This window comes from Streptomyces sp. MRC013, assembly GCF_023614235.1.
Taxonomy (GTDB): Bacteria; Actinomycetota; Actinomycetes; order Streptomycetales; family Streptomycetaceae; genus Streptomyces.
Genome location: NZ_CP094264.1, coordinates 3,846,700 through 3,867,122 on the forward strand (window position 1 = coordinate 3,846,700; position 20,423 = coordinate 3,867,122).

The window sequence follows — 20,423 nt, forward strand, 5'->3', positions numbered from 1 at the left end:
AACAACCTGTGATGACATGCATACTCCTTGGTGGGAGGTGATTGCGCGTGCAACAGGTGGGGGTTCAGTGCTTCGCATACATTTCACCGACGCGGACCTCGCGGGCGTCCGGATGGCGGCCCGTCCGAACGCGTTGTGGGAAACGGTCCTCAGTTTTCACCGTCTGCGGGATCGGCGGGGCGCCCCGGTCTACGGGGAATGGCGCTCCGAGACCCGGGCGCGGCTGAACGGCGAGACGCGCCTGCTGGCCGTGCTCGTCCCCGCGCGCGGGTACTTCCCGGACTTCCTGACCCCGCCGGAGGGCCTCCAAGGCCTCGACGCGGGGCTGGAGGCGGTGCGCGCCACACCGCCCGCCCGCATCCGCGCGGAGCTGTCCCTGCTCGCCTCCGAGCGCTCGACGGCGGCCCCCCCGCCCTCCTGGGCTGCGGCCCTCGCGGAAGGGCGCCGGGAGTCCCTCGACCGGCTCCTGGGGGCGCTGCGCGACTACCACCGGGCGGCCGTCGAGCCGTACTGGACCTACATCCAGGCGCGGGTGGAGGCGGACCGGGCGGTGCGCGGCCGGGCGCTGCTCGACGGCGGCGCCGAGGAACTGCTGGCGTCCCTGCCCCCGATGCTCCGCTGGCGCGCGCCCGTCCTGGAGGCCGACTACCCGGTCGACCGCGACGTACGGCTCGACGGCCGCGGACTGCTGCTCCAGCCCTCGTACTTCTGCCGGGGCACGGCCGTGACGTACCGGGACCCCGGCCTCCCCCGGTCCTCGTCTACCCCGTGGCGCACGCGGACGCCCCCACCGCGGCCGGCGATCCGGGCGGTGCGCCGCTGGGGCGGCTGGTGGGCCACACCCGCTCCGCCGTCCTCAAGGCCATCGGTCAGGGCGGCACGACCAGCGAGCTGGCCCGCCGGGCGGGGGTGTCCCTCGCCTCGGCGAGCCAGCACGCGGGTGTCCTGCGCGACGCGGGCCTGGTGATGACGCTGCGCCAGGGCAGCTCGGTGCTGCACACCCTGACGCCGCTGGGCGCCGCCCTGCTGCACGGCGGCGCCCAGCCGGTGGGGGAGGGCTCCGCTACGCGCGGAACGGCCCCGTCACCTCGTAGGTGATGCCGCCGGACGAACTGCCCGTGGTGCCGCGCTGGCTGGAGAAGTACAGCCGCTTGCCGTCGGGGGAGAACGCCGGGCCGCAGATCTCCGAGGAGGACTGGTTCAAGATCCGCACGAACGGCGCGACCACGTCGTCCGGGGTGATGACGCAGATCTCCATGTTGCCGCCGTCCTCGGCGACGTACAGGTCGCCGGAGGAGGCGCCGGTGATGTTGTCGACGCCGGTCAGCGGGGCGGTGCCGGAGACCAGCGAGTCGTCGTAGTCGAGCCCGTAGGTGCTGGACGCCAGGTCGAGCCGCCACACGCGGTTGTCGCCCTTGGTGGTGAACCAGACCGTGTCGTTGGCGTAGTGGCAGCCCTCGCCGCCGTTGAACAGCTTGGCGCCGGTCACCTGGTCGCGGGTGGGGGTGGGGGAGCCGTCGGGGTCCGGTACGGTCGCCCAGGTGAAGGAGCCCGACGTGGCCGTGCCGGCCTTGAGCACCTGCAGCGTCCCCGACGACAGGTCGCCCCAGGTGTTCGGGACGAACCGGTAGAAGCAGCCGTCCGAAGCGTCCTCCGTGAGGTAGACCACCTTGCGGACCGGGTCGGCCGCGGCGGCCTCGTGGTTGAAGCGGCCCATCGCGTCGCGCCGCACGGCGGCCTTCACACCCCACGGATCGGTCTCGTAGACGTAGCCGGTGCCGACCTCCTCGCAGGACAGCCAGGTGTTCCACGGGGTCGCGCCGCCCGCGCAGTTGCGGTTGGTGTTGGACAGGATGCGGTAGGCGCCGGTGATCCCGCCGGACGAGTTGAAGCGGATGGCGCTCGCGCCGCCCGTGCTGGAGACCTCGGAGTTGGAGACGTAGATCCAGCCGGTGCCGTCGGCGAAGCAGGCGCCGCCGTCGGGGGCGCTGTGCCACACGTAGGAGGTGGAGCCGACCTGCTGGCCGGAGCGGGCGACGACCCGGCTGGTGAAGCCGGCCGGGAGCTGGATGCCGTTCGCGTCGGCGGTGCCGAGCGGGCCGTACGGGCCGGTGCCGGGCTGGGCGGGGGCGGCGTAGGCCGCGCCGCGCATCATCGTGTAACCGAAGGCCGCGGCCGCGCCGCCCGCGACCGCTCCGCGCAGGAAACTACGACGTTCCACTTCATCACTCCACTGGGGTGGTGACCGCCCCGTCGCACCGGTCGGCGACGGGGTCGCGCGTTGCCGGAACCTAGGAGCCCCGGATTGCCGGGGCGTCAACGAGCGGTGAAGGGGAGGAAGAGCCCGGCGGTCGGCTCCCCGGCGGCGCCCGGCGGCCCGCCCACGGGGGCCGGGCCGGCGGCCGGGGGCGGCCGGGAAGAAATCCGCGTGGCGGCGATGAGTTCCGCCGGGTCCGGCGGTCTACTTCTCCGCAAGGCCAGCCACACGGATGGAGAGAACCGCCATGGAACAGATGATCTTCGTGAACCTGCCGGTCAAGGACCTCGACGCGGCCAAGCGCTTCTGGACGGGGCTCGGCTACTCCTTCAACCCGCAGTTCACCGACGAGAACGCCGCCTGCCTCGTCTTCAGCGACACCATCTTCGCGATGCTGCTGACGGAGCCCTTCTTCAAGAAGTTCACGAAGAAGGACATCGCCGACGCGTCCTCCTCCAACGAGACCATCATCGCGCTGAGCGCCGAGAGCCGGGAGAAGGTGGACGAGCTCGTCGACCGGGCGCTGGCCGCCGGCGGCACGCCCGCCATCGAGACGCAGGAGCATGGCGACTTCATGTACAGCCGTTCCTTCCACGACCTCGACCAGCACATCTGGGAGGTCGTGTGGATGGACGTCGAGAAGGCGCGGGAGCAGGGCGCCGCGCAGGGCTGAGCAGGGCGCCGCGCACGCCGGCGGCGCGGTCCGCGGGGCCGGTCCCCGCGGGGTCCGCGCCCCGGGGGCCGCTCCTCTCCCGCCGGGAGCCGCTCCCGGCGGCCCCGCGCCGGCGGCCGAGGGGCCCCGCCCGGTACGGGGGACGGGCCGGTGCGGGGGCGAGGGGCGGCAGGGGCGGCGGGTCGGGGCGGGAGGGGCGGCGCATAGGGTCGGGGGATGCCCGACATACCGTTGACCACCCTCGTGCTGCTCTGCCTCGCCGCGCTGCTGGCGGGCTGGATCGACGCGGTCGTGGGCGGGGGCGGGCTGCTGCTCCTGCCCGCGCTGCTGCTGGGTGCGCCGCAGGTGCCGGCCGCGCAGTGCCTCGGGACGAACAAGGCGGTGGGGATCGTCGGCACGACCGGCGCGGCCGTGACGTACGTGCGCGAGGCGCCCGTGCCGGTCGGGACGGCGGTCCGGGTCGGGCTGGCGGCGCTCGCCGGGTCGACGGGCGGGGCGCTCCTCGCGGCCGGCGTCGGCAACGAGGTGCTGCGCCCGGTGATCCTCGTCGTGCTGCTGGGCGTCGCTGCGTTCGTGCTGCTGCGGCCGTCGTTCGGGACGGGGGCGGTGTCCGGGCCGGTGCGGCGGGCCCGCGTCGTCACGGCGATCGTCCCGGTGGGCGGCGGGCTGGGCTTCTACGACGGGCTGTTCGGCCCCGGTACCGGAACATTCCTGGTACTGGCGCTCACGGCGGTGCTCCGCCTGGACCTGGTGACCGCGTCGGCCACCGCCAAGGTCGTCAACGTCTGCACCAACGGAGGCGCGCTGGCCGTGTTCGCGTACCAGGGGAGCGTGCTGTGGCGGCTGGCGGCACTGATGGCGGTGTTCAACCTGGCGGGCGGGACGCTGGGGGCGCGGACCGCGCTGCGCCGGGGCGCGGGGTTCGTGCGCGGGGTGCTGCTGGTCGTGGTGTTCTCGCTCGTCGCGAAGCTGGCGTTCGACCAGTGGGCGTGACGGCGGCGCGGTCCGGCGCCGGTCAGTACGCGCCGACGAGGTGGGCGTACGCGACGACGTTGCCCTGGTAGCCGGTCTTCGGGGAGAAGCCGCCGCCGCAGGTGATGACGCGCAGCTCGGCGCGGTCGGACGGGCCGTAGACCTTGTCGTCGGGGAAGTCGTCGTTGTCGTACACCTCGACGGCGTCGACGGTGAACACGGCGGTCCGCCCGTCCAGGCGGGCCACCTCGACGCGGTCGCCCTTCTTCAGCGCGCCCAGCGCGTAGAACACGGCGGGGCCCTCCTCGGTGTCGACGTGGCCCGCCATGATCGCCGTACCGCGAGCGCCGGGCGGGGTGCCGCCCTCGTACCAGCCGGCCACGTTGCGGTCCCCGGCCGGCGGCACCTCCAGGCTGCCGTCGGGGGCCAGGCCGAGCCCGGTGACGGGCGCGTCGACACCGACGCGGGGGATGCGGACCCGCGCCGGCGCCGACGGCGGCATGGGCTCGGCGGCCGCGGGGGTGTGCCAGCCGGGTCCGGCCGCGAACGCCTCGGCGGCGGAGGGGACGGGCGGCCGCCCCTCGCCGGAGCCGCTCTGCACCAGCCACAGGCCGACGCAGGCGGCGACGGCTATGCCCCAGCCCTTGCCGGGGGCCCTGGTCTCGGGAGGACTGCTCATCGGGATGGAACCTCCGGGTGCGGGGCCTCCTCGCGAGGAGAGGGCCGTGCCGGAGGGTCCCCGCGGAGGAGGGGTCCCCCGCCCCCGCCGCGGTCTCGGGGCCACGCGGCGGGGGCGGGGAGTCGGGGGACGGACGGCCGCCGGTGCGGGGCGGCGGTCGCCCGCCGGGGGAGGGGAGCCCGGCCGGAGGGGGCGCCCCGCCGGGGAGGGACGGAGCGGTCCCGGCGGACTCAGCCGCGGCCGCCGTCCGCGCGGCGGCGCCGCGCCCAGGTGCCGGCCGCGACGGCGCCGGCCAGGATCGCCGCCCCCGCCGCGATCCGCGTCGCGTCGGGCCCGACGCTGCCGCCCACACCTGTCTTCACGTGACCGCGCGGCCCCTCGTGGGTGGGGTAGTGGGTGGGGTGCTGCGTCGGGTGGTGGGTGGGGTCGGCGTGCCGGACCATCAGGTCGCCGGCGGCCGTCCTGCCGTTGTCGCAGACCACGCCGATGCGGTAGGAGCCCGGCTTGGCGTGCTCCGGGACGCGGAACGTGCCGACCGCGAGGTCCTTGTGGGCGCCGGGACGCACCTTGAACTGGCCGGCGCCGAGCGCCTGCGCGTCTCCCACGCCGTGCCCGTTCGGCCCGCAGGCACGGGTGCTGACGGTGACGCTCGTGCCCGGAGCGGCGACGGAGGGGGACACCTCCAGGGTCCCGGAGTCACCGGCGTGCGCCGCGGGGGCGGCGAGGGCGCCGAGGCAGACGGCCGCGAGCGCGGTACCGGTCAGCGAACGGGCAGTGGTGCGCATGGGGTCCTCCGGGCAGCGCCTCGAGCTGGTGTACCTGTCTCCGAGGTAAGGCCGGAACCGCTCCCCCCGCCTGCTGAGACCCCGTCAGCAGAGCCCTCCCGTGAACGTGTCTCCGCAGGTGGGGACGGTGAACCGGACCGGGTCGCCGAGGCGTTCCGAACGGGTGACGGGCCTGCCGCCCGACCTCGACCCCGGTGGGGGCGCGGGGCCCCGGCGCATGGACACCACCCCGGACGCCGCCACCCCGTGTTCCTCGGCCGGCGGGAGACCGGCGTCGCCGAGGCCCTCGCGTCGGTGGGCTGAGCCCCGTCCGGGCCCGTGCCCCGTCCGGGTCTGCGCCGAGCCTCGGGCCTGTGCCGCGCCCGGGCCGGCCGAGTCGCGGGCCTGAGTCGCGTCCGGACCTGCGCCCCGCCCGGGGACGGCTGCCCCGCGCCCGGAGGCGTCCGCCGGGGCCGTCCGCGCCCGCCGGGCCGGCCCCCGGGCCCCGCGTTCAGCGGACGTGCGGCACGCGCCGGGGCGGCCGGCGGCCGAACCAGTCGCCGCCCGGTATCCGCTGCCCCGGCACGGCGCGCGCCGCGGCCACGTACACCCACGCCGGCACCAGGACCCCGTCCCGCAGCCGCACCACGTCGCAGCGCCGCCGCTCGTACAGGTTCAGCGGGTGCCCGGGGCCGTGGTACTCCTCCAGCCCGTCCAGTGCGGAGAGCAACCCGCCGTACGCGCCGGGCGCGGCGCGCACCAGCTCCCCGGCGACCTCGCCGTCGCCGCCGCGCACCGCGTACGGGTAGCCCGGCCCGTCGTGCAGGGCGGCGCCCGGCAGCCGCGCCGGTTCCTCCGCGGCCGTCCTGCCGCCGAGGAACAGGGCGTGGTTGCGCTCGCCGGGCCGCAGCGTCCCGTACACGAAGAACGGCAGCTCGCCGGCGGTCATCCGGCCGTCTCCCGCTCCACCCACGCCAGGTAGTCGCCGTCGCCCCGCACCACGGGCACGGCGACGACCTCCGGCGTGTCGTAGTCGTGGTGGCGGCGGATGTGCTCCTCCAGCGCGTCGTACCGCGCGGCGGCCGTCTTGAACCGCACCCGCCACTCCCGCGCGGTCTCGACGGCGCCCTCCCAGCGGTAGACCGAGGTCACCGGACCGGAGACCTGCGCGCACGCGGCGAGGCGCGCCTCCACCGCGCTCCGCGCCAGCGCCTCGGCCTTCGCCTCGTCGTCGGTGGTGGTCAGTACGGTCAGAACCTGGGTCACGCTCGCGCACCTCCGGGTGGGACACCGCCGTCGCCACCAGGATGGCACCCGCGCCCGGCGCGGGGACCCCGCCGGGGCGGACCGGGCGGACGCCGAGGGGCACGCGGCGAGCGGCACTCCGGCCACCCGGAGCGGCCGCCCGGGGCGCGCGGCCGCTCCGGGCGGCGCGGGGCCGGGGAGGCCGCCGCGACGGCCCCCGGTCCCGCGCGCATCCTCCGTCCGCCCCGCCGCAGGCTTACCACCGTCCCCGGCGGTTACCTTCACCTCATGGACGGCACGGACGGCACGACCCCCGGGACAGCGCGTACGACGCGGCGGCCACCGAGCGGCGGGCCGCCGAGCCCGACAAGCGCCCCGGCCGCACCGCCTTCCAGCGCGACCGGGCACGCGTCCTGCACTCCTCCGCCCTGCGGCGCCTCGCCGGCAAGACCCAGGTCGTCACCCCCGGCACGGTCCCCGCGGGCACCGGCCCCACCGGAGCGGCGGGCGCCCCCCTGCCCGCCTGGGACGCCAGCCCCCGCACCCGGCTCACCCACCCCTCGAATGCGCCCAGGTCGGCCGCGAACTGGGTGCCGCGCTCGGTTGCGACCCCGACCTCGTCGAAGCCGCCTGCCTCTCCCACGACATGGGCCACCCGCCCTTCGGGCACAACGGCGAGCGGGCCCTCAACGAGTTCGCCGAGGACTGCGGCGGCTTCGAGGGCAACGCCCAGTCGCTGCGCATCCTCACCCGCATCGAGCCCAAGCGGTTCTTCCCCGACCCCGGCACCGGCGACCTCGTCAGCGTCGGCCTCAACCTCACCCGCGCGGCCCTCGACGCCGCCGCCAAGTACCCCTGGCCGCGCGGCGCCCACCCCACCGACCCGCACTCTCCGAAGTTCGGGGTGTACGAGGACGACCTGCCCGTCTTCACCTGGGTCCGGCAGGGCGCCCCCGCCGGACGCACCTGCTTCGAGGCCCAGGTCATGGACTGGTCCGACGACGTCGCCTACTCGGTGCACGACTTCGAGGACGGCCTCCACGCCGGCCACGTCGACCCCGCCCTCCTCCTCTCCGGACCCGAGCGCGCCGACGTCTGGCGCGTCGCCGTCGGCCGCTACGTCCCCGCCGACACCGACCCGCAGGAACTCGCCGACGCCCTCGACCGGCTCGTCGGCCAGGAGTGGTGGCCGCGCGACTACGACGGCACCGCCCTCGCCCAGGCCCGCCTCAAGGACGCCACCAGCCAGCTCATCGGCCGCTTCTGCCTCGCCGCCGAGGGCGCCACCCGCCGGGCGTACGGCTCCGGCCGCCTGACCCGGTACGGCGCCCGGCTCGTCGTCCCCCGCGAGACCCGCAACGAGTGCGCCGTCCTCAAGGCCGTAGCCCACCGGTACGTGATGCAGCGCGCCGAGCAGGAGGCCCTCCGCGCCGACCAGCGCGTCGTCATCACCGAACTGGCCGACGCGCTCGTGCGGCGCGCCCCCGACGGACTCGACCCGCAGTTCCGCGCCCTGTTCGACGCCGCGCCCGACGACCGGGCCCGCCGGCGGGTCGTCGTCGACCAGATCGCCTCCTTCACCGACGCCACCGCCCGCGCCCTCCACGCGAGCCTCACCGCGCCCCGCACCCGGTAGCCCCCGCGCCGCGTCCCGCGCGGCGCGGGGGCCACCGGCCCGCCGCGGCCCGGGCCGGACGGCGGCGCGCGGCGTAGCGTGGACGGGGACGGACCGTGCGTTCCGGGCGGGAGGCGGCAGGTGATCGACGCGGACGAGACCTTCGTCATCGTGGGCGGGGGAGTGGCCGGGGCCAAGGCGGCGGAGACCCTGCGCGCCGAGGGGTTCTCCGGCCGGGTGATCCTCGTCGGCGACGAACCCGACCGCCCCTACCGGCGTCCGCCGCTGTCCAAGGGCTACCTCTCCGGCGAGGAGGGACGCGACGGCGTCTTCGTCCACGAACCCGCCTGGTACGCCCGGTCCGGCGTCGAACTCCACCTCGGCCGGCCCGCCACCGCCGTCGACCGCGACCGCCGGACGGTCCGCCTCGACGACGGCACCGTCCTCCCCTACGACAGGCTGCTCCTCGCCACCGGCGCCGAACCGCGCCGCCCGGACGTCCCCGGCACCGACCTCGACGGCGTCCACCACCTGCGCAGCCTCCACGACGCCGACCGCCTCCGCGGCACCCTCGCCGCACTCGGCCGCGACAACGGCCACCTGGTCGTCGCCGGCGCCGGCTGGACCGGCCTGGAGGTCGCCGCCGTCGCCCGCGGCTACGGCGCCGAGGTCACCGTCGTCGAACCGGCCGCCACCCCGCTCCACCGGGCGGTCGGCCCCGAGGTGGGCCAGATCCTCGCCGAGCTGCACGCCGAGCACGGCGTCCGCTTCCGGTTCGGCACCGGGCTCACCGGGATCACCGGCCAGGACGGCGCGGTCCTCGCCGCCCGCACCGGCGACGGCGAGGAGCACCCGGCGCACGCCGTGCTCATCGCGGTCGGGGCGGTGCCCCGCACCGCGCTCGCCGAGGCCGCCGGGCTCGCCCTCGCCGACCGCGCCCACGGCGGGGGCGTCGCCGTCGACGCGTCGCTGCGCACCTCCGACCCGCGCATCCACGCCGCCGGGGACGCGGCGGCCGTGCGCCACCCGCTGCTCGGCCTGCGGCTGCGCGTGGAGCACTGGGACAACGCCCTCCACGGCGGCCCGGCCGCCGCCCTCGCCATGCTCGGCCGCGACGTGTCCTACGACCGGCTGCCGTCCTTCTCCTCCGACCAGTACGGCCTCGGCCTGGAGCACTCCGGCTGGGCGCCGCCCGGCTCGTACGACCAGGTGGTGCTGCGCGGCGACGTCGGGAGGCGCCGGTTCCTCGCGTTCTGGCTGGGGGACGGGCGGGTCCTGGCCGGGATGAGCGTGGGCGTGCGGGGCGCCGCGGGACCGGTCCGGGACCTGGTCCGCGCCGGCGCGAGGGGCGCCGCCGTCGACGCGGAGGCCCTGGCGGACCCGTCGGCCCCGCTGGAGTCCCTGCCGACGGGGCGGTCCGGGCCGCCCCGGGGCCCGCGGACCGCCCCGCCGGGAGCCGCCGGACCCCCGTAGAATCCCCGCGTGGCCGGCAGGATCAACGATGACGACGTGAAGGCGGTGCGGGACGCCGTCCCGATCGACGCCGTCGTGTCCGAGTACCTCCAGCTGCGCAACGCCGGCGGCGGCAACCTCAAGGGGCTGTGCCCCTTCCACGACGAGAAGTCCCCCTCCTTCCAGGTCAGCCCCGCCAAGGGGCTCTTCCACTGCTTCGGCTGCCAGGAGGGCGGGGACACCATCGCCTTCGTGATGAAGATCGACCACCTCTCCTTCTCGGAGACGGTGGAGCGGCTCGCCGCCCGCGCCGGCATCACCCTCCGCTACGAGGAGGGCGGTTACCACCCCGCCCACCAGCGCGGCGAGCGCATCCGCCTGATCGAGGCGCACAAGGCGGCGGCGCAGTACTACGCCGAGCAGCTCGACGGCGCCGAGGCGGAGGTCGGGCGCAGGTTCCTCGCCGAACGCGGCTTCGACCAGGCCGCCGCCCGCCACTTCGGCGTCGGCTACAGCCCGGCCGGCTGGGACCACCTCACGCGCCACCTGCGCGGCAGGGGCTTCTCCGACAAGGAGCTGATCCTCTCCGGGCTGTCCCAGGACGGCCGCCGCGGCCCCGTCGACCGCTTCCGCGGACGGCTGATGTGGCCCATCCGCGACGTGGGCGGCGACGTGGTCGGCTTCGGCGCCCGCCGGCTCCGCGACGACGACAACGGCCCCAAGTACCTCAACACGCCCGAGACGCCGGTCTACCGCAAGTCGCAGGTCCTCTACGGCATCGACCTCGCCAAGAAGGACATCGCCAAGGCCAGCCGCGCCGTCGTCGTCGAGGGGTACACCGACGTCATGGCCTGCCACCTCGCCGGTGTCACCACCGCCATCGCGACCTGCGGCACCGCCTTCGGCGGCGACCACATCAAGATCCTCCGCCGGCTGCTGATGGACAACGGATCCGCCCGCGTGATCTTCACCTTCGACGGCGACGCGGCCGGCCAGAAGGCCGCGCTGCGGGCCTTCGAGGACGACCAGAAGTTCGCCGCCGAGACGTACATCGCGATCGCCCCGGACGGCATGGACCCCTGCGAGCTGCGCCTGGCGAAGGGGGACGAGGCCGTGCGGGAGCTGGTCGAGCCGCGCACCCCGCTGTTCGAGTTCGCGCTGCGGCAGATCGTCAACCGGTACGACCTGGAGACCCCGGCGGGCCGCGCCGCCGCCCTCGACGAGGCCGCGCCGATCGTGGCCCGCATCAAGAACGTCGCCTCGCAGCACGAGGTCGCCGTGGAGCTGGCCGGGATGCTCGGCATCCTGGACACGCAGTTCGTCGTCAGGCGCGTCGCCCAGCTCGCCCGGTGGGCCCGGGATCGCGGCGGCGCCCCCGACGGCCGCCCCCGCTCCGGCGCGGGCCCCCGCCCGTCCGCGGCACCCGCCGCGCGGCGCCCGGAGCCGCCGGCCTTCACCGGCCCGGCGCTCAATCTCCGCAGCCCCGCCCACCGCACCGAGCGCGAGCTGCTGAAACTCGCCCTGCAGTACCCGGCGCTCGTGTCACCGGCGTTCGACGCGTACGGCGCCGACGAGTTCACCGCCCCGCCGTACGCCGAGGTGCGCCGCACCATCGCCGAGGCGGGCGGCGCCGCGCAGGGCGTCCACGACGGCCCCGACTACCTCGCCCGGGTCCGGGAGGCCGCCCCCGACGACACGGTCCGCGCGCTCGTCACCGAACTGGCCGTGGAGGCCGTCCTCGCCCGCGCGGTCGACGAGGCGTACGCGGGGGAGCAGCTGGTCCAGGTCCGCCTCCGGGCCGTGGACCGCCGCGTCCGCGAGGTCCAGGGCACCCTCACCCGTCTCGGCTCGCACGGCGACCCGGAGCGCCTCGCCGCCGTCCAGAACGAGCTGTGGGTCCTCCAGCAGTACGGCCAGTCGCTCCGCGACCGCGGCGCCGCCGCCCTCTGAGCCGCCCGGCCCCGGCGCCCGCCCGCCGTACCGGCCGGTGGCCGCACCGTCACGCACCGGTCGCAGAAAGTAGGCGCACGACCCTCGTGGCGACGATGTGGTGTACCCCACACTGGAGGCGGTGACGGACCGAACAGGCAGCGATCACCTGGAGGTCGCCCCGTGCAGACCCGGACCCTGAACGACGCCGCCCCCGTGCGGGACGTCCCGCCGGACCGCCCCGAGACGCTCCCCGAGACCCTCGCGGAGGGCGGGCCCGGCCCGCGGGAGCCGCTCGCCGGGCCGCCCGCGCACCCGGCCGCGGACCGGACCGCGGCGCCGTCGACGGACCTGCTCCGGCAGTACCTCAGGGAGATCGGCCGCATCCCGCTCCTCAGCGCCGCCGAGGAGGTCGAGCTGGCCCGATGCGTCGAGGCGGGGCTGTTCGCGGAGGAGAAACTCGCCCGCACCCCCGACCCGGACTCCCGGCTCGCGCTCGACCTCGACACCCTCGTCGTGCGGGGGCGGATGGCCAAGCGCCGGCTCATCGAGGCGAACCTGCGGCTCGTCGTCTCCGTCGCCAAGCGGTACGCCGGCCGCGGCCTGACCCTGCTGGACCTCGTCCAGGAGGGCAACCTCGGCCTGATCCGCGCCGTCGAGAAGTTCGACCACACGCGCGGCTACAAGTTCTCCACGTACGCGACCTGGTGGATACGCCAGGCGATGTCCCGGGCCCTCGCCGACCAGGCCCGCACCATCCGGGTCCCCGTGCACGTCGTGGAGCTGATCAACCGCGTCGTACGGGCCCAGCGGCGGATCCTCCAAGAACACGGGCGGGAGCCCACCGCCGACGAGGTCGCCGCCCACCTGGACCTGCCCCCCGAGCGGATCGGGGAGGTGCTGCGGCTCGCCCAGGAGCCCGTCTCCCTGCACGCGCCGGTGGGCGGGCAGGACACGGCCCTGGGGGACCTCATCGAGGACGGCGACGCCGCGTCCCCGGTGGAGACCGCCGCCTTCCTGCTGCTGCGCGAGCACCTGGAGGCGGTCCTGTGCACGCTCGGCGAGCGCGAGCGCGAGGTCGTCCAGCTCCGCTACGGGCTGGTCGACGGGCGGCCCCGCACCCTGGAGGAGATCGGGCGCCTCTTCGGCGTGACGCGCGAGCGCATCCGCCAGATCGAGGCCAAGAGCCTCGGCAAGCTGCGGGACCACGCGTTCGCCGGCCAGCTGCGCGGCTACCTCGACTGAGCGGCTTTCCCGGCCGTCCCGGCCGTCCCGGCCGTCCCGGCCGTCCCGGCCGTCCCGGCCGTCCCGGCCGTCCCGGCCGTCCCGGCCGTCCCGGTCCGCCGCGCCGCCGCGCCGCCGCGCCGCCGCGCCGCCGCGCCGCCGCGCCGCCGTGCGGGTGGTGCCGGTCCGGCGGCAGGCCGCGGCGGGGCCGGCACCGGCTCCGGTCCGGACCGCGGTACCGACCCGGACGCGCACCCCGGCGCCGCCCCGGCACCGGGGACGGGCCCCGCGGCCTCCCGCGGGCCGTCGGCGCCCGGCCCCGGCGCGTCCGCCGTGCCGCTCCCCTCCGCGGCCCCGCCCGGCGCCGGCCGCGCGCTCAGTCGACCTCGACCACCGCCTCGGCGAACTGCGCCGCGTACAGGCGCGCGTACGCGCCCCGCGCCTCCAGCAGCTCGTCGTGCGTGCCCTGCTCGACGAGGGAGCCGTTCTCCATCACCAGGATCACGTCCGCGTCGCGGATCGTGGACAACCGGTGCGCGATGACGAACGTCGTCCGCCCGTGGGCGAGGCGTGCCATCGCCTTCTGGATCAGCACCTCCGTACGGGTGTCGACCGAGCTCGTCGCCTCGTCGAGGATCAGGACCGCCGGGTCCGACAGGAACGCGCGGGCGATCGTGATCAGCTGCTTCTCACCCGCGCTGACACCGCCGCCCTCCTCGTCGACGACCGTGTCGTACCCGTCCGGCAGGGTGCGGACGAACCGGTCGGCGTGCGCGGCCCGCGCCGCCGCCTCGATCTCCCCGCGCGTCACCTCGCGGCCGGCGGCGGCGCCGTACGCGATGTTCTCCGCGATCGTCCCGCCGAACAGCCAGGTGTCCTGCAGGACCATGCCGATCGACGAGCGCAGCTCCTCCCGCGACATCCGGGCCACGTCCACGCCGTCCAGGACGATCCGGCCGCCCGTCACCTCGTAGAACCGCATCAGCAGGTTGACCAGCGTGGTCTTGCCGGCCCCCGTCGGCCCGACGATCGCGACCGTCTGGCCGGGCTCCACCGTCAGCGACAGGTCCTCGATGAGCGGCCTGCCGGGCTCGTAGCGGAACGACACCTTCTCCAGGGCCACCGCGCCGCGGACCTCGGCGGGCCGCTCCAGCGCCGGCGACTCCGGCTGCTCCTCGGCGTCCAGCAGCTCGAAGACCCGCTCGGCGGACGCCACGCCGGACTGCATCAGGTTCGCCATCGACGCGATCTGCGTCAGCGGCATCGAGAACTGCCGCGAGTACTGGATGAACGCCTGCACGTCGCCGATCGACAGCGCCCCGGACGCCACCCGCAGCCCGCCGACGACCGCCACCAGGACGTAGTTCAGGTTCGACACGAAGAACATCAGCGGCTGCATGACCCCGCTGGTGAACTGCGCCCGGAACCCGGCCTCGTACAGCTCGTCGTTCCGCGCGCGGAACTCCCGCGAGGCCTCCTCCTGCCGGCCGAACACCTTCACCAGCGCGTGGCCCGAGTACGCCTCCTCGACGTGCGCGTTCAGCCCGCCCGTGGCCTTCCACTGCCGGACGAACTGCGGCTGCGACCGCTTGCCGACCCGCGCCGCCACCGCCACCGCCACGGGCACGGTCACCAACGCGACCAGCGCCAGCAGCGGCGAGATCCAGAACATCATCGCCAGGACGCCCAGGACCGTGAGCACCGAGTTGATCAGCTGGCCCATGGACTGCTGCAGGGTCTGGCCGATGTTGTCGACGTCGTTCGTCGCCCGGCTCAGCACCTCGCCGCGCTGCGCCCGGTCGAAGTACGACAGCGGCAGCCGCTCCAGCTTCGCCTGCACGTCTTCGCGCAGCCGGTAGACCGTCCGGTTGATCACCCTGATCGACATGCGGGTCGACACGAGCATCAGCAGCCCGGCGGCCGTGTACACGGCCAGGGCGAGCAGCAGCACGTCCCCGACCGCGTCGAAGTCGATGCCCCGGCCGGGCGTGAAGTCCACGCCGGACAGCATGTCCGCGAGCCCCTCGTCGCCCTCCTCCCGCAGGGCCGCGACGACCTCGCCCTTCGTACGGCCCTCCTCCATGCCGCGGCCGACGACCCCCGAGAACACCAGGTCCGTCGCACGGCCGAGGATCTTCGGCCCGACCACCGACAGCGCCACGCTGAGCACACCGGTCGCGACCATCGCCCACAGCGCGGCCCTCTCCCGGGAGAGCTGCCGCAGCAGCCGCCGGAGCGAACCCCCGAAGTCCGCGGACCGGTCGCCCGGACCGCCGCCGGGCCGCATCATCCCGCCAGGACCGGCCATCAGACAGCCTCCGCCTCGGTCAGCTGGGAGAGCACGATCTCCCGGTACGTCTCGTTGTCCGCCATCAGCTCGCGGTGCCGCCCCGCGCCCACGACCCGGCCCCCGTCGAGGACCACGATCCGGTCGGCGTCCCTGATCGTCGACACCCGCTGCGCGACGATCACCACGGTCGCGTCCGCGGTCTCGCGCGCCAGCGCCGCCCGCAACCGGGCGTCGGTGCTGTAGTCCAGTGCCGAGAACGAGTCGTCGAAGAGGTAGATCTCCGGCCGCTGCACCAGCGTCCGGGCGATCGCCAGCCGCTGCCGCTGGCCGCCGGACACGTTGGTGCCGCCCTGGGAGACCGGCGCGTCCAGCCCGCCCTCCAGCTCCCGCACGAAGTCGGCGGCCTGGGCCGTCTCCAGGGCCCGCCACAGCTCCTCGTCGGTCGCGTCCGGCCGCCCGTACCGGAGGTTCGTCGCGACCGTCCCCGAGAAGAGGTACGGCCGCTGCGGCACGAGCCCCACCGTCCGGGCGATCAGCGCTGGGTCCAGGTCGCGCACGTCGGCGCCGTTCACCAGCACCCGGCCGTCCGTCACGTCGAACAGCCGCGGCACGAGCCCCAGCAGCGTGGACTTGCCGCTGCCCGTCGACCCGATGACCGCCGTGACCTCGCCCGGCCCGGCCACCAGGTCGACACCGCGCAGCACCGGCTCCTCGGCGCCCGGGTAGCGGAAGTCGGCGCCGCGGATCTCCAGCCGCCCGCCGCGCGGCAGCTCCCGCACCGGCGACGCGGGCGGCCGCACGCTGGTCCCCGTGCGCAGCACCTCCTCGATGCGCTCGGCGCACACCTCGGCCCGCGGCACCATCATGAACATGAAGGTGGCCATCATCACGGCCATCACGATCTGCATCAGGTACGCCAGGAACGCCGTCAGCGCGCCGATCCGCATCGCGCCGTCGTCGATCCGGTGCGCGCCGAACCAGACCACGGCCACGCTGGAGAAGTTCACCACCGTCATCACGGTCGGGAACATCAGCGCCATCAGCCGCCCCGTAGCCGTCGACACGTCGGTCAGCTCCGTGTTCGCGCCCCGGAACCGCTCCCGCTCGTACGCGTCCCGCACGAACGCCCGGATGACGCGGTTGCCGGTGATCTGCTCGCGCAGCACCCGGTTCACCGTGTCGAGCCGCTCCTGCATCGTGCGGAACAGCGGCCTCATCCGCGCCACGATCAGCGACACGGCGACGCCCAGCACCGGCACCACGGCCAGCAGCACCGCGGACAGCGGCACGTCCTGCCCCAGCGCCAGCACCACCCCGCCCACGCACATGATCGGCGCCGACACCATCAGCGTGAACGCCATCAGCACCAGCATCTGCACCTGCTGGACATCGTTGGTGGTGCGGGTGAGCAGCGACGGGGCCCCGAAGTGCCCCAGCTCCCGCGCGGAGAACGACTGGACCCGGTCGAAGACGGCCGCCCGCACGTCCCGGCCCACGGCCGAGGCCGTCCGGGCCCCGTAGTAGACCGCGCCGACGTTCCCCGCGACCTGTAGCAGGGACACGGCGGTCATCAGGGCGCCGTACCGCAGGATGTAGCCGGTGTCGCCGGTCACGACGCCCTTGTCGATGATGTCGGCGTTGAGTGTCGGGAGGTAGAGGGTGGCGCCCGTCTGCAGGAGCTGGAGGGCCACCAGGAGGGCTATGGCCCGTTTGTACGGCACCAGGTGGGTGCGGAGTAGTCGTCTGAGCACGGGTCCCACTATCGCTGCCGCACCCCACCCGTCACGACCGGGTTTCCGCGGTTCCCGCTACGGACCGAACGCCCCCGGGTGCAGTTGGTCCCGCGTCGCCCCGTACTGCTGGCGCACCGCCTGGCCCACCGCGAGTTCCTCGCCCGGCTCGAACACCTGCGCCGCCGCGCCCCGCCACGCCGGCGGCGCCTGCGGGGCCAGCGTCCCGTGCGCCACCCCCAGCGCCCACGCCGCCTGCCGCGCGGCCCCCAGCGCCGTGTAGTCCGCCGGCTCGGGCACGACGACCTGCGCGCCGAAGATCGCGGGTGCCACCGCCTGCACCGCGGGCAGCTCCGCCGCGGCGCCCAGCAGGAACACCCGGCGCACCGCCACGCCCCGCCGCCGCAGCACGTCCATCGCGTCGGCCAGCGCGCACAGCATCCCCTCGAACGCCGCCCGCGCCAGGTGCTCCGGCTTCATCGACTCGCGCCGCAGCCCGCTGAGCGTGCCCGCCGTGTGCGGCAGCGGCGGCGTCCGCTCGCCCTCCAGGTAGGGGAGCAGCACCAGCCCGGACGCGCCGGGGGTCGACTTCAGCGCCAGCGCCGACAGCTCCTCCAGGCTCTCCGCCCCCAGCATCTCCGCCGTGCCGCGCAGCGCCCGCACCGCGTTCGACGTGTGCACCACCGGCAGATGCGTCCCCGCCGCGTCGGCGAGCGCCGTGACCATGCCCTGCGGGTCGGACAGCGCCTCGGAGTGCACCGCCATCACGGACCCGGACGCGCCGAGCGACACGACGGCGTCGCCGAAGCCGAGGCCGAGCCCCAGCGCGGCGGCCATCGTCTCCCCGGTGCCCGCCGAGATCAGCAGGCCCTCCGGCGTCACCCCGGCGGCCTCCGCCGGACCCAGCACCTCCGGCAGCGCCGTCCGGTGGCCGAGCGCCAGCTCGACGAGGTCCGGCCGGTACGCGCCCGCGGCCGCCGACCAGTAGCCCGTACCGGACGCGCCGCCGCGGTCCGTGGTCCGCCGCGCCGGCCGGCCCAGCAGCTGCCACACCAGCCAGTCCTGCGGCTGGAGCACGGCGGCCACCCGCCGCGCCGCCTCCGGCTCGGTCCGCGCCAGCCAACGCAGCTTCGCGACGGGCTGCGCCGACTGCGGTACGCAGCCCACCGCCTCCGCCCACGCCTGCCGGCCGCCCAGCGCGTCGACCAGGTCCGCGGCCGCGACCTGCGCCCGCTTGTCGTTGCCGACCAGCGCGGGGCGCACGGTGCCGCCCTGCTGGTCGAGCGGGACGAGGCCGTGCGCCTGCGCGCACACGCCGATGGCCTGCACGCCCTCCAGCAGCCCGCCCGCCGCGGCCTCCCCGAGCGAGAGCAGCCAGGCCTGCGGATCGACCTCCGCGGCCTTCGGTTCGACGGGGTGGGCGGCGTACCCCTGGCGCAGGACGGCACCCGTGTCCGCGTCGCAGACGACGATGCGCGTGAAACCCGACGAACTGTCCAACCCGGCGACTATCCCCATGAAGGAGATTCTGCCGTACTCCGCCCGGTGTCCGGCCGGCCGGAGGCGACGGGATCAGGTGTTGGTCGTGCCCCAGTCGTCCCCGGCGTACCGGCCGCGCCCCCGCAGCGAGCGCACCCGCTCGGCGACCGACTCCGGCATCCGGTCCCCGACCTTCCCGCTCACCGCGTGGTACGCCTGCCCGGCGACCTGCCGGCCGGTCTGCGCGGCCGACTCCGCGGCGTTGCGCACGGCGGGGTTGGCGCAGAGCCGCCTCGCGGAGCTCCGCAGCTGCTCGTACCGTTCGCGCCCGGCCCGGGTCCCCAGGACGTACCCGACGGCCGCTCCGACGATGAACGTGAGCTTGTACCGCATGGCTGTCACCCTTCTCCGTAGGCGTCGGTGCCGGCCGCCTGCCCGCGGGGGCGGAGGTCACACCCGGGTCCGGGGTGGTACCGATTGGCGGAGCACCCCCGGCTTGCGCTAATGTATGTGTCGCAGCGAGCGAGCGCCGCCCGGGAGGCCCCGGGCGGGTGTGCTCGATGCGACGCAGCAATCCCCTGTAGCTCAATTGGCAGAGCAGCCGGCTGTTAACCGGCAGGTTACTGGTTCGAGTCCAGTCGGGGGAGCGCGATCCCCTGTAGCTCAATTGGCAGAGCATTCGGCTGTTAACCGGAGGGTTGCTGGTTCGAGTCCAGCCGGGGGAGCGGTGACGAGAGAGGGTCCGACGGGGCCCTCTCTCGCGTTTTCCGCCTGCTCCCGGCCGTCTCCCGCCCCCTCCGGAACCCGTGGTCGTCCTCCGGGGCGTGCGTTACCGACCACCCGGAGCAGGAGATCGTATGAGCGGCTATGCTGCGGCAGACGGCGCGCACAAATGTGCGCGACGCGCCGCACGGGGCGGTAGCTCAGCCGGTTAGAGCAGCGGACTCATAATCCGTCGGCCGTGGGTTCGAGTCCCACCCGCCCCACCAATAACGTTCCCTAACCTGCAGAAACGTCTCTTCGGTGCCTCTGGGTCACCTACTGGGCCCCAGCGGAGAGAATCCGCTGCTCACAAATACCGTCTGAGGTGTCACGGCGGGCGTCCTGACGCCCTCCTCAAGGTTCTGACCTGCGGCGATCCAGAACAAGCTCCACTGCTGGAGGTTACGCGGTGCAGCCGAAGAGCCAGATCCAGGGGACGCGCAGGGACGTGAGGAAATGGAGCGGTCGGAGGAAGCCGGGCGGCATCACCGTCGGCGACGTCGCCGTTCACCTCGCCCCAGCCTGCCGGCCACCGCTCTCCGGCCTCTCTTCGGCTTGAGGGAATCGAGCGTCAAGCAGGGGGAGGGCATCAGTGGCTCGGCATGGCCTTGTCTGGCATCTGATTCTCTGAGAGCATGAGGTCATGAAGGTGATGACCGCTACCGAAGCATCACGGAACTTCGCCTCCGTGCTGGACAGCGCGGAACGCGGCGAAACCATCGTGATCACCCGCGGGGGTAAACGCCTGGCCGTGCTCGGCCCGGCGCCCAAAACCACCGGCCGGGCGGTGAAGGACGCTCTCCTGCCCTACGTCGACACCCTCGACGACGCCTTCGAGGGCGATGTGACGGCGACCCGTGATCTGCTGACCCTGGACGATCCGTGGAACGACTGATCCTGGACACCGGCGTATTGATCGCGGTCGAGCGCCGGAAAGTCGTCCTCGACCATGTTCTCGCGGACGATGACGACCCGGTGATCGCCGCCATCACGGCCGCGGAGTTGCTCCAGGGCGTCGAACTGGCCGACGACACCGACCGGCTTGCCCGCCAGTCGTTCGTCGACGCCATCCTCGCCACAGTTCCGGTCGAGGAGTACACCGTGGACATCGCGCGGGTTCATGCGCGGCTACTCGCCCACGTACGCAGGGCCGGCCAGCCCAGAGGAGCCCACGATCTGATCATCGCGGCAACCGCCCTGACCACTGCACGTACAGTAGTCACCTACGACAAGCGAGCGCGCTTCGACGATCTCCCCGGTGTTCGTGTACGTCGGTTGTGACGGGAACGGGTGATGGTCTGTCGGTGAGTGCGCCTGCCTCAGGCGCTGGCTGCCCACCGAGTGACGGGAGT

At 74.8% G+C, this 20,423-nt stretch carries 16 protein-coding genes, 3 tRNA genes and 2 pseudogenes; 12 read left to right on the forward strand and 9 right to left on the reverse strand.

Translation table 11 applies throughout. The features are described 5' to 3' along the window. Window positions 1-67 precede the first annotated feature (67 nt). Window positions 68-1,098: pseudogene (locus LUW75_RS17470) on the forward strand (ArsR/SmtB family transcription factor). Here the strand turns inward: LUW75_RS17470 and LUW75_RS17475 are convergent. After that, the gene (locus tag LUW75_RS17475; protein WP_250336448.1) at window positions 1,064-2,221 is read right to left on the reverse strand and encodes an alkaline phosphatase PhoX; all 1,158 of its coding nucleotides are present in this window, start codon (window positions 2,219-2,221) and stop codon (window positions 1,064-1,066) included. The pseudogene LUW75_RS17470 and the gene LUW75_RS17475 overlap by 35 nt on opposite strands. Before the next feature lie 283 nt (window positions 2,222-2,504). Between LUW75_RS17475 and LUW75_RS17480 the strand changes: the two genes are divergently transcribed. Together LUW75_RS17480 and LUW75_RS17485 are read left to right on the forward strand one after the other, a co-directional pair. After that, entirely contained in the window at window positions 2,505-2,930 is a 426-nt protein-coding gene (locus tag LUW75_RS17480) for a VOC family protein (RefSeq protein WP_250336449.1), read from the forward strand. A 216-nt stretch (window positions 2,931-3,146) separates the two neighbouring features. Beyond that, on the forward strand, window positions 3,147-3,923 hold the full coding sequence (locus LUW75_RS17485) for a sulfite exporter TauE/SafE family protein (RefSeq protein WP_250336450.1): 777 nt from the start codon (window positions 3,147-3,149) through the stop codon (window positions 3,921-3,923). A 22-nt stretch (window positions 3,924-3,945) separates the two neighbouring features. On the opposite strand, the gene LUW75_RS17490 is transcribed toward LUW75_RS17485, so the two are convergent. The 4 genes from LUW75_RS17490 to cutA all read right to left on the reverse strand — a co-directional run bounded on the left by LUW75_RS17490 (window position 3,946) and on the right by cutA (window position 6,611). Then, window positions 3,946-4,581 carry a class F sortase gene (locus LUW75_RS17490; RefSeq protein ID WP_250336451.1) on the reverse strand — a complete coding sequence of 212 codons (636 nt, stop codon included), beginning with the start codon at window positions 4,579-4,581 and terminating at the stop codon, window positions 3,946-3,948. Between the two features lie 230 nt (window positions 4,582-4,811). After that, window positions 4,812-5,366: a hypothetical protein gene (locus LUW75_RS17495; protein WP_250336452.1), complete on the reverse strand. Its 555-nt coding sequence runs from the start codon at window positions 5,364-5,366 to the stop codon at window positions 4,812-4,814. Between the two features lie 490 nt (window positions 5,367-5,856). After that, on the reverse strand, window positions 5,857-6,294 hold the full coding sequence (locus tag LUW75_RS17500; RefSeq protein WP_250336453.1) for a gamma-glutamylcyclotransferase family protein: 438 nt from the start codon (window positions 6,292-6,294) through the stop codon (window positions 5,857-5,859). Continuing rightward, window positions 6,291-6,611, reverse strand: a complete 321-nt coding sequence (gene cutA, locus LUW75_RS17505) for a divalent-cation tolerance protein CutA (RefSeq protein ID WP_250336454.1) — start codon at window positions 6,609-6,611, stop codon at window positions 6,291-6,293. Before cutA ends, LUW75_RS17500 begins: the two co-directional genes overlap by 4 nt. Window positions 6,612-6,652: 41 nt before the next feature. On the opposite strand from cutA, the pseudogene LUW75_RS17510 reads away from it, so the two are divergent. The 4 genes and pseudogenes from LUW75_RS17510 to LUW75_RS17525 all read left to right on the forward strand — a co-directional run bounded on the left by LUW75_RS17510 (window position 6,653) and on the right by LUW75_RS17525 (window position 12,831). Next, a pseudogene (locus LUW75_RS17510) lies at window positions 6,653-8,226 on the forward strand (deoxyguanosinetriphosphate triphosphohydrolase). 120 nt (window positions 8,227-8,346) lie between these two features. After that, window positions 8,347-9,678 (forward strand): NAD(P)/FAD-dependent oxidoreductase, encoded by a 1,332-nt coding sequence (locus LUW75_RS17515; protein WP_250336455.1) that lies wholly within the window; start codon window positions 8,347-8,349, stop codon window positions 9,676-9,678. A 9-nt stretch (window positions 9,679-9,687) separates the two neighbouring features. Then, window positions 9,688-11,607: a DNA primase gene (dnaG, locus tag LUW75_RS17520; RefSeq protein ID WP_250336456.1), complete on the forward strand. Its 1,920-nt coding sequence runs from the start codon at window positions 9,688-9,690 to the stop codon at window positions 11,605-11,607. Between the two features lie 162 nt (window positions 11,608-11,769). Continuing rightward, a complete protein-coding gene (locus LUW75_RS17525) occupies window positions 11,770-12,831 on the forward strand; it encodes an RNA polymerase sigma factor (RefSeq protein WP_250336457.1) in 1,062 nt (353 codons plus the stop codon). A 355-nt stretch (window positions 12,832-13,186) separates the two neighbouring features. On the opposite strand, the gene LUW75_RS17530 is transcribed toward LUW75_RS17525, so the two are convergent. From LUW75_RS17530 to LUW75_RS17545, 4 genes are read right to left on the reverse strand one after another with little or no spacing between them, the layout of a single operon-like run. Beyond that, a complete protein-coding gene (locus tag LUW75_RS17530; RefSeq protein ID WP_250336458.1) occupies window positions 13,187-15,118 on the reverse strand; it encodes an ABC transporter ATP-binding protein in 1,932 nt (643 codons plus the stop codon). Further along, on the reverse strand, window positions 15,118-16,851 hold the full coding sequence (locus tag LUW75_RS17535) for an ABC transporter ATP-binding protein (RefSeq protein ID WP_250336459.1): 1,734 nt from the start codon (window positions 16,849-16,851) through the stop codon (window positions 15,118-15,120). The genes LUW75_RS17530 and LUW75_RS17535 overlap by 1 nt, the downstream gene beginning before the upstream one ends. Window positions 16,852-16,908: 57 nt before the next feature. Beyond that, on the reverse strand, window positions 16,909-18,348 hold the full coding sequence (locus LUW75_RS17540; RefSeq protein ID WP_250336460.1) for a xylulokinase: 1,440 nt from the start codon (window positions 18,346-18,348) through the stop codon (window positions 16,909-16,911). Between the two features lie 54 nt (window positions 18,349-18,402). Further along, window positions 18,403-18,702: a YtxH domain-containing protein gene (locus tag LUW75_RS17545; protein WP_250336461.1), complete on the reverse strand. Its 300-nt coding sequence runs from the start codon at window positions 18,700-18,702 to the stop codon at window positions 18,403-18,405. A 181-nt stretch (window positions 18,703-18,883) separates the two neighbouring features. Here LUW75_RS17545 and LUW75_RS17550 point away from each other — a divergent pair. The 5 genes from LUW75_RS17550 (at window position 18,884) to LUW75_RS17570 (ending at window position 20,352) form a co-directional block, all read left to right on the forward strand. Then, window positions 18,884-18,956, forward strand: a tRNA-Asn gene (locus LUW75_RS17550). A 5-nt stretch (window positions 18,957-18,961) separates the two neighbouring features. Further along, a tRNA-Asn gene (locus LUW75_RS17555) sits at window positions 18,962-19,034 on the forward strand. A 187-nt stretch (window positions 19,035-19,221) separates the two neighbouring features. Next, window positions 19,222-19,298 (forward strand) — tRNA-Ile (locus LUW75_RS17560). Window positions 19,299-19,714: 416 nt separating this feature from the next. Next, the gene (locus LUW75_RS17565) at window positions 19,715-19,966 is read left to right on the forward strand and encodes a type II toxin-antitoxin system Phd/YefM family antitoxin (protein ID WP_250336462.1); all 252 of its coding nucleotides are present in this window, start codon (window positions 19,715-19,717) and stop codon (window positions 19,964-19,966) included. Then, window positions 19,954-20,352 (forward strand): PIN domain-containing protein, encoded by a 399-nt coding sequence (locus LUW75_RS17570; RefSeq protein WP_250336463.1) that lies wholly within the window; start codon window positions 19,954-19,956, stop codon window positions 20,350-20,352. Before LUW75_RS17565 ends, LUW75_RS17570 begins: the two co-directional genes overlap by 13 nt. The last annotated feature ends 71 nt before the right edge of the window (window positions 20,353-20,423 follow it).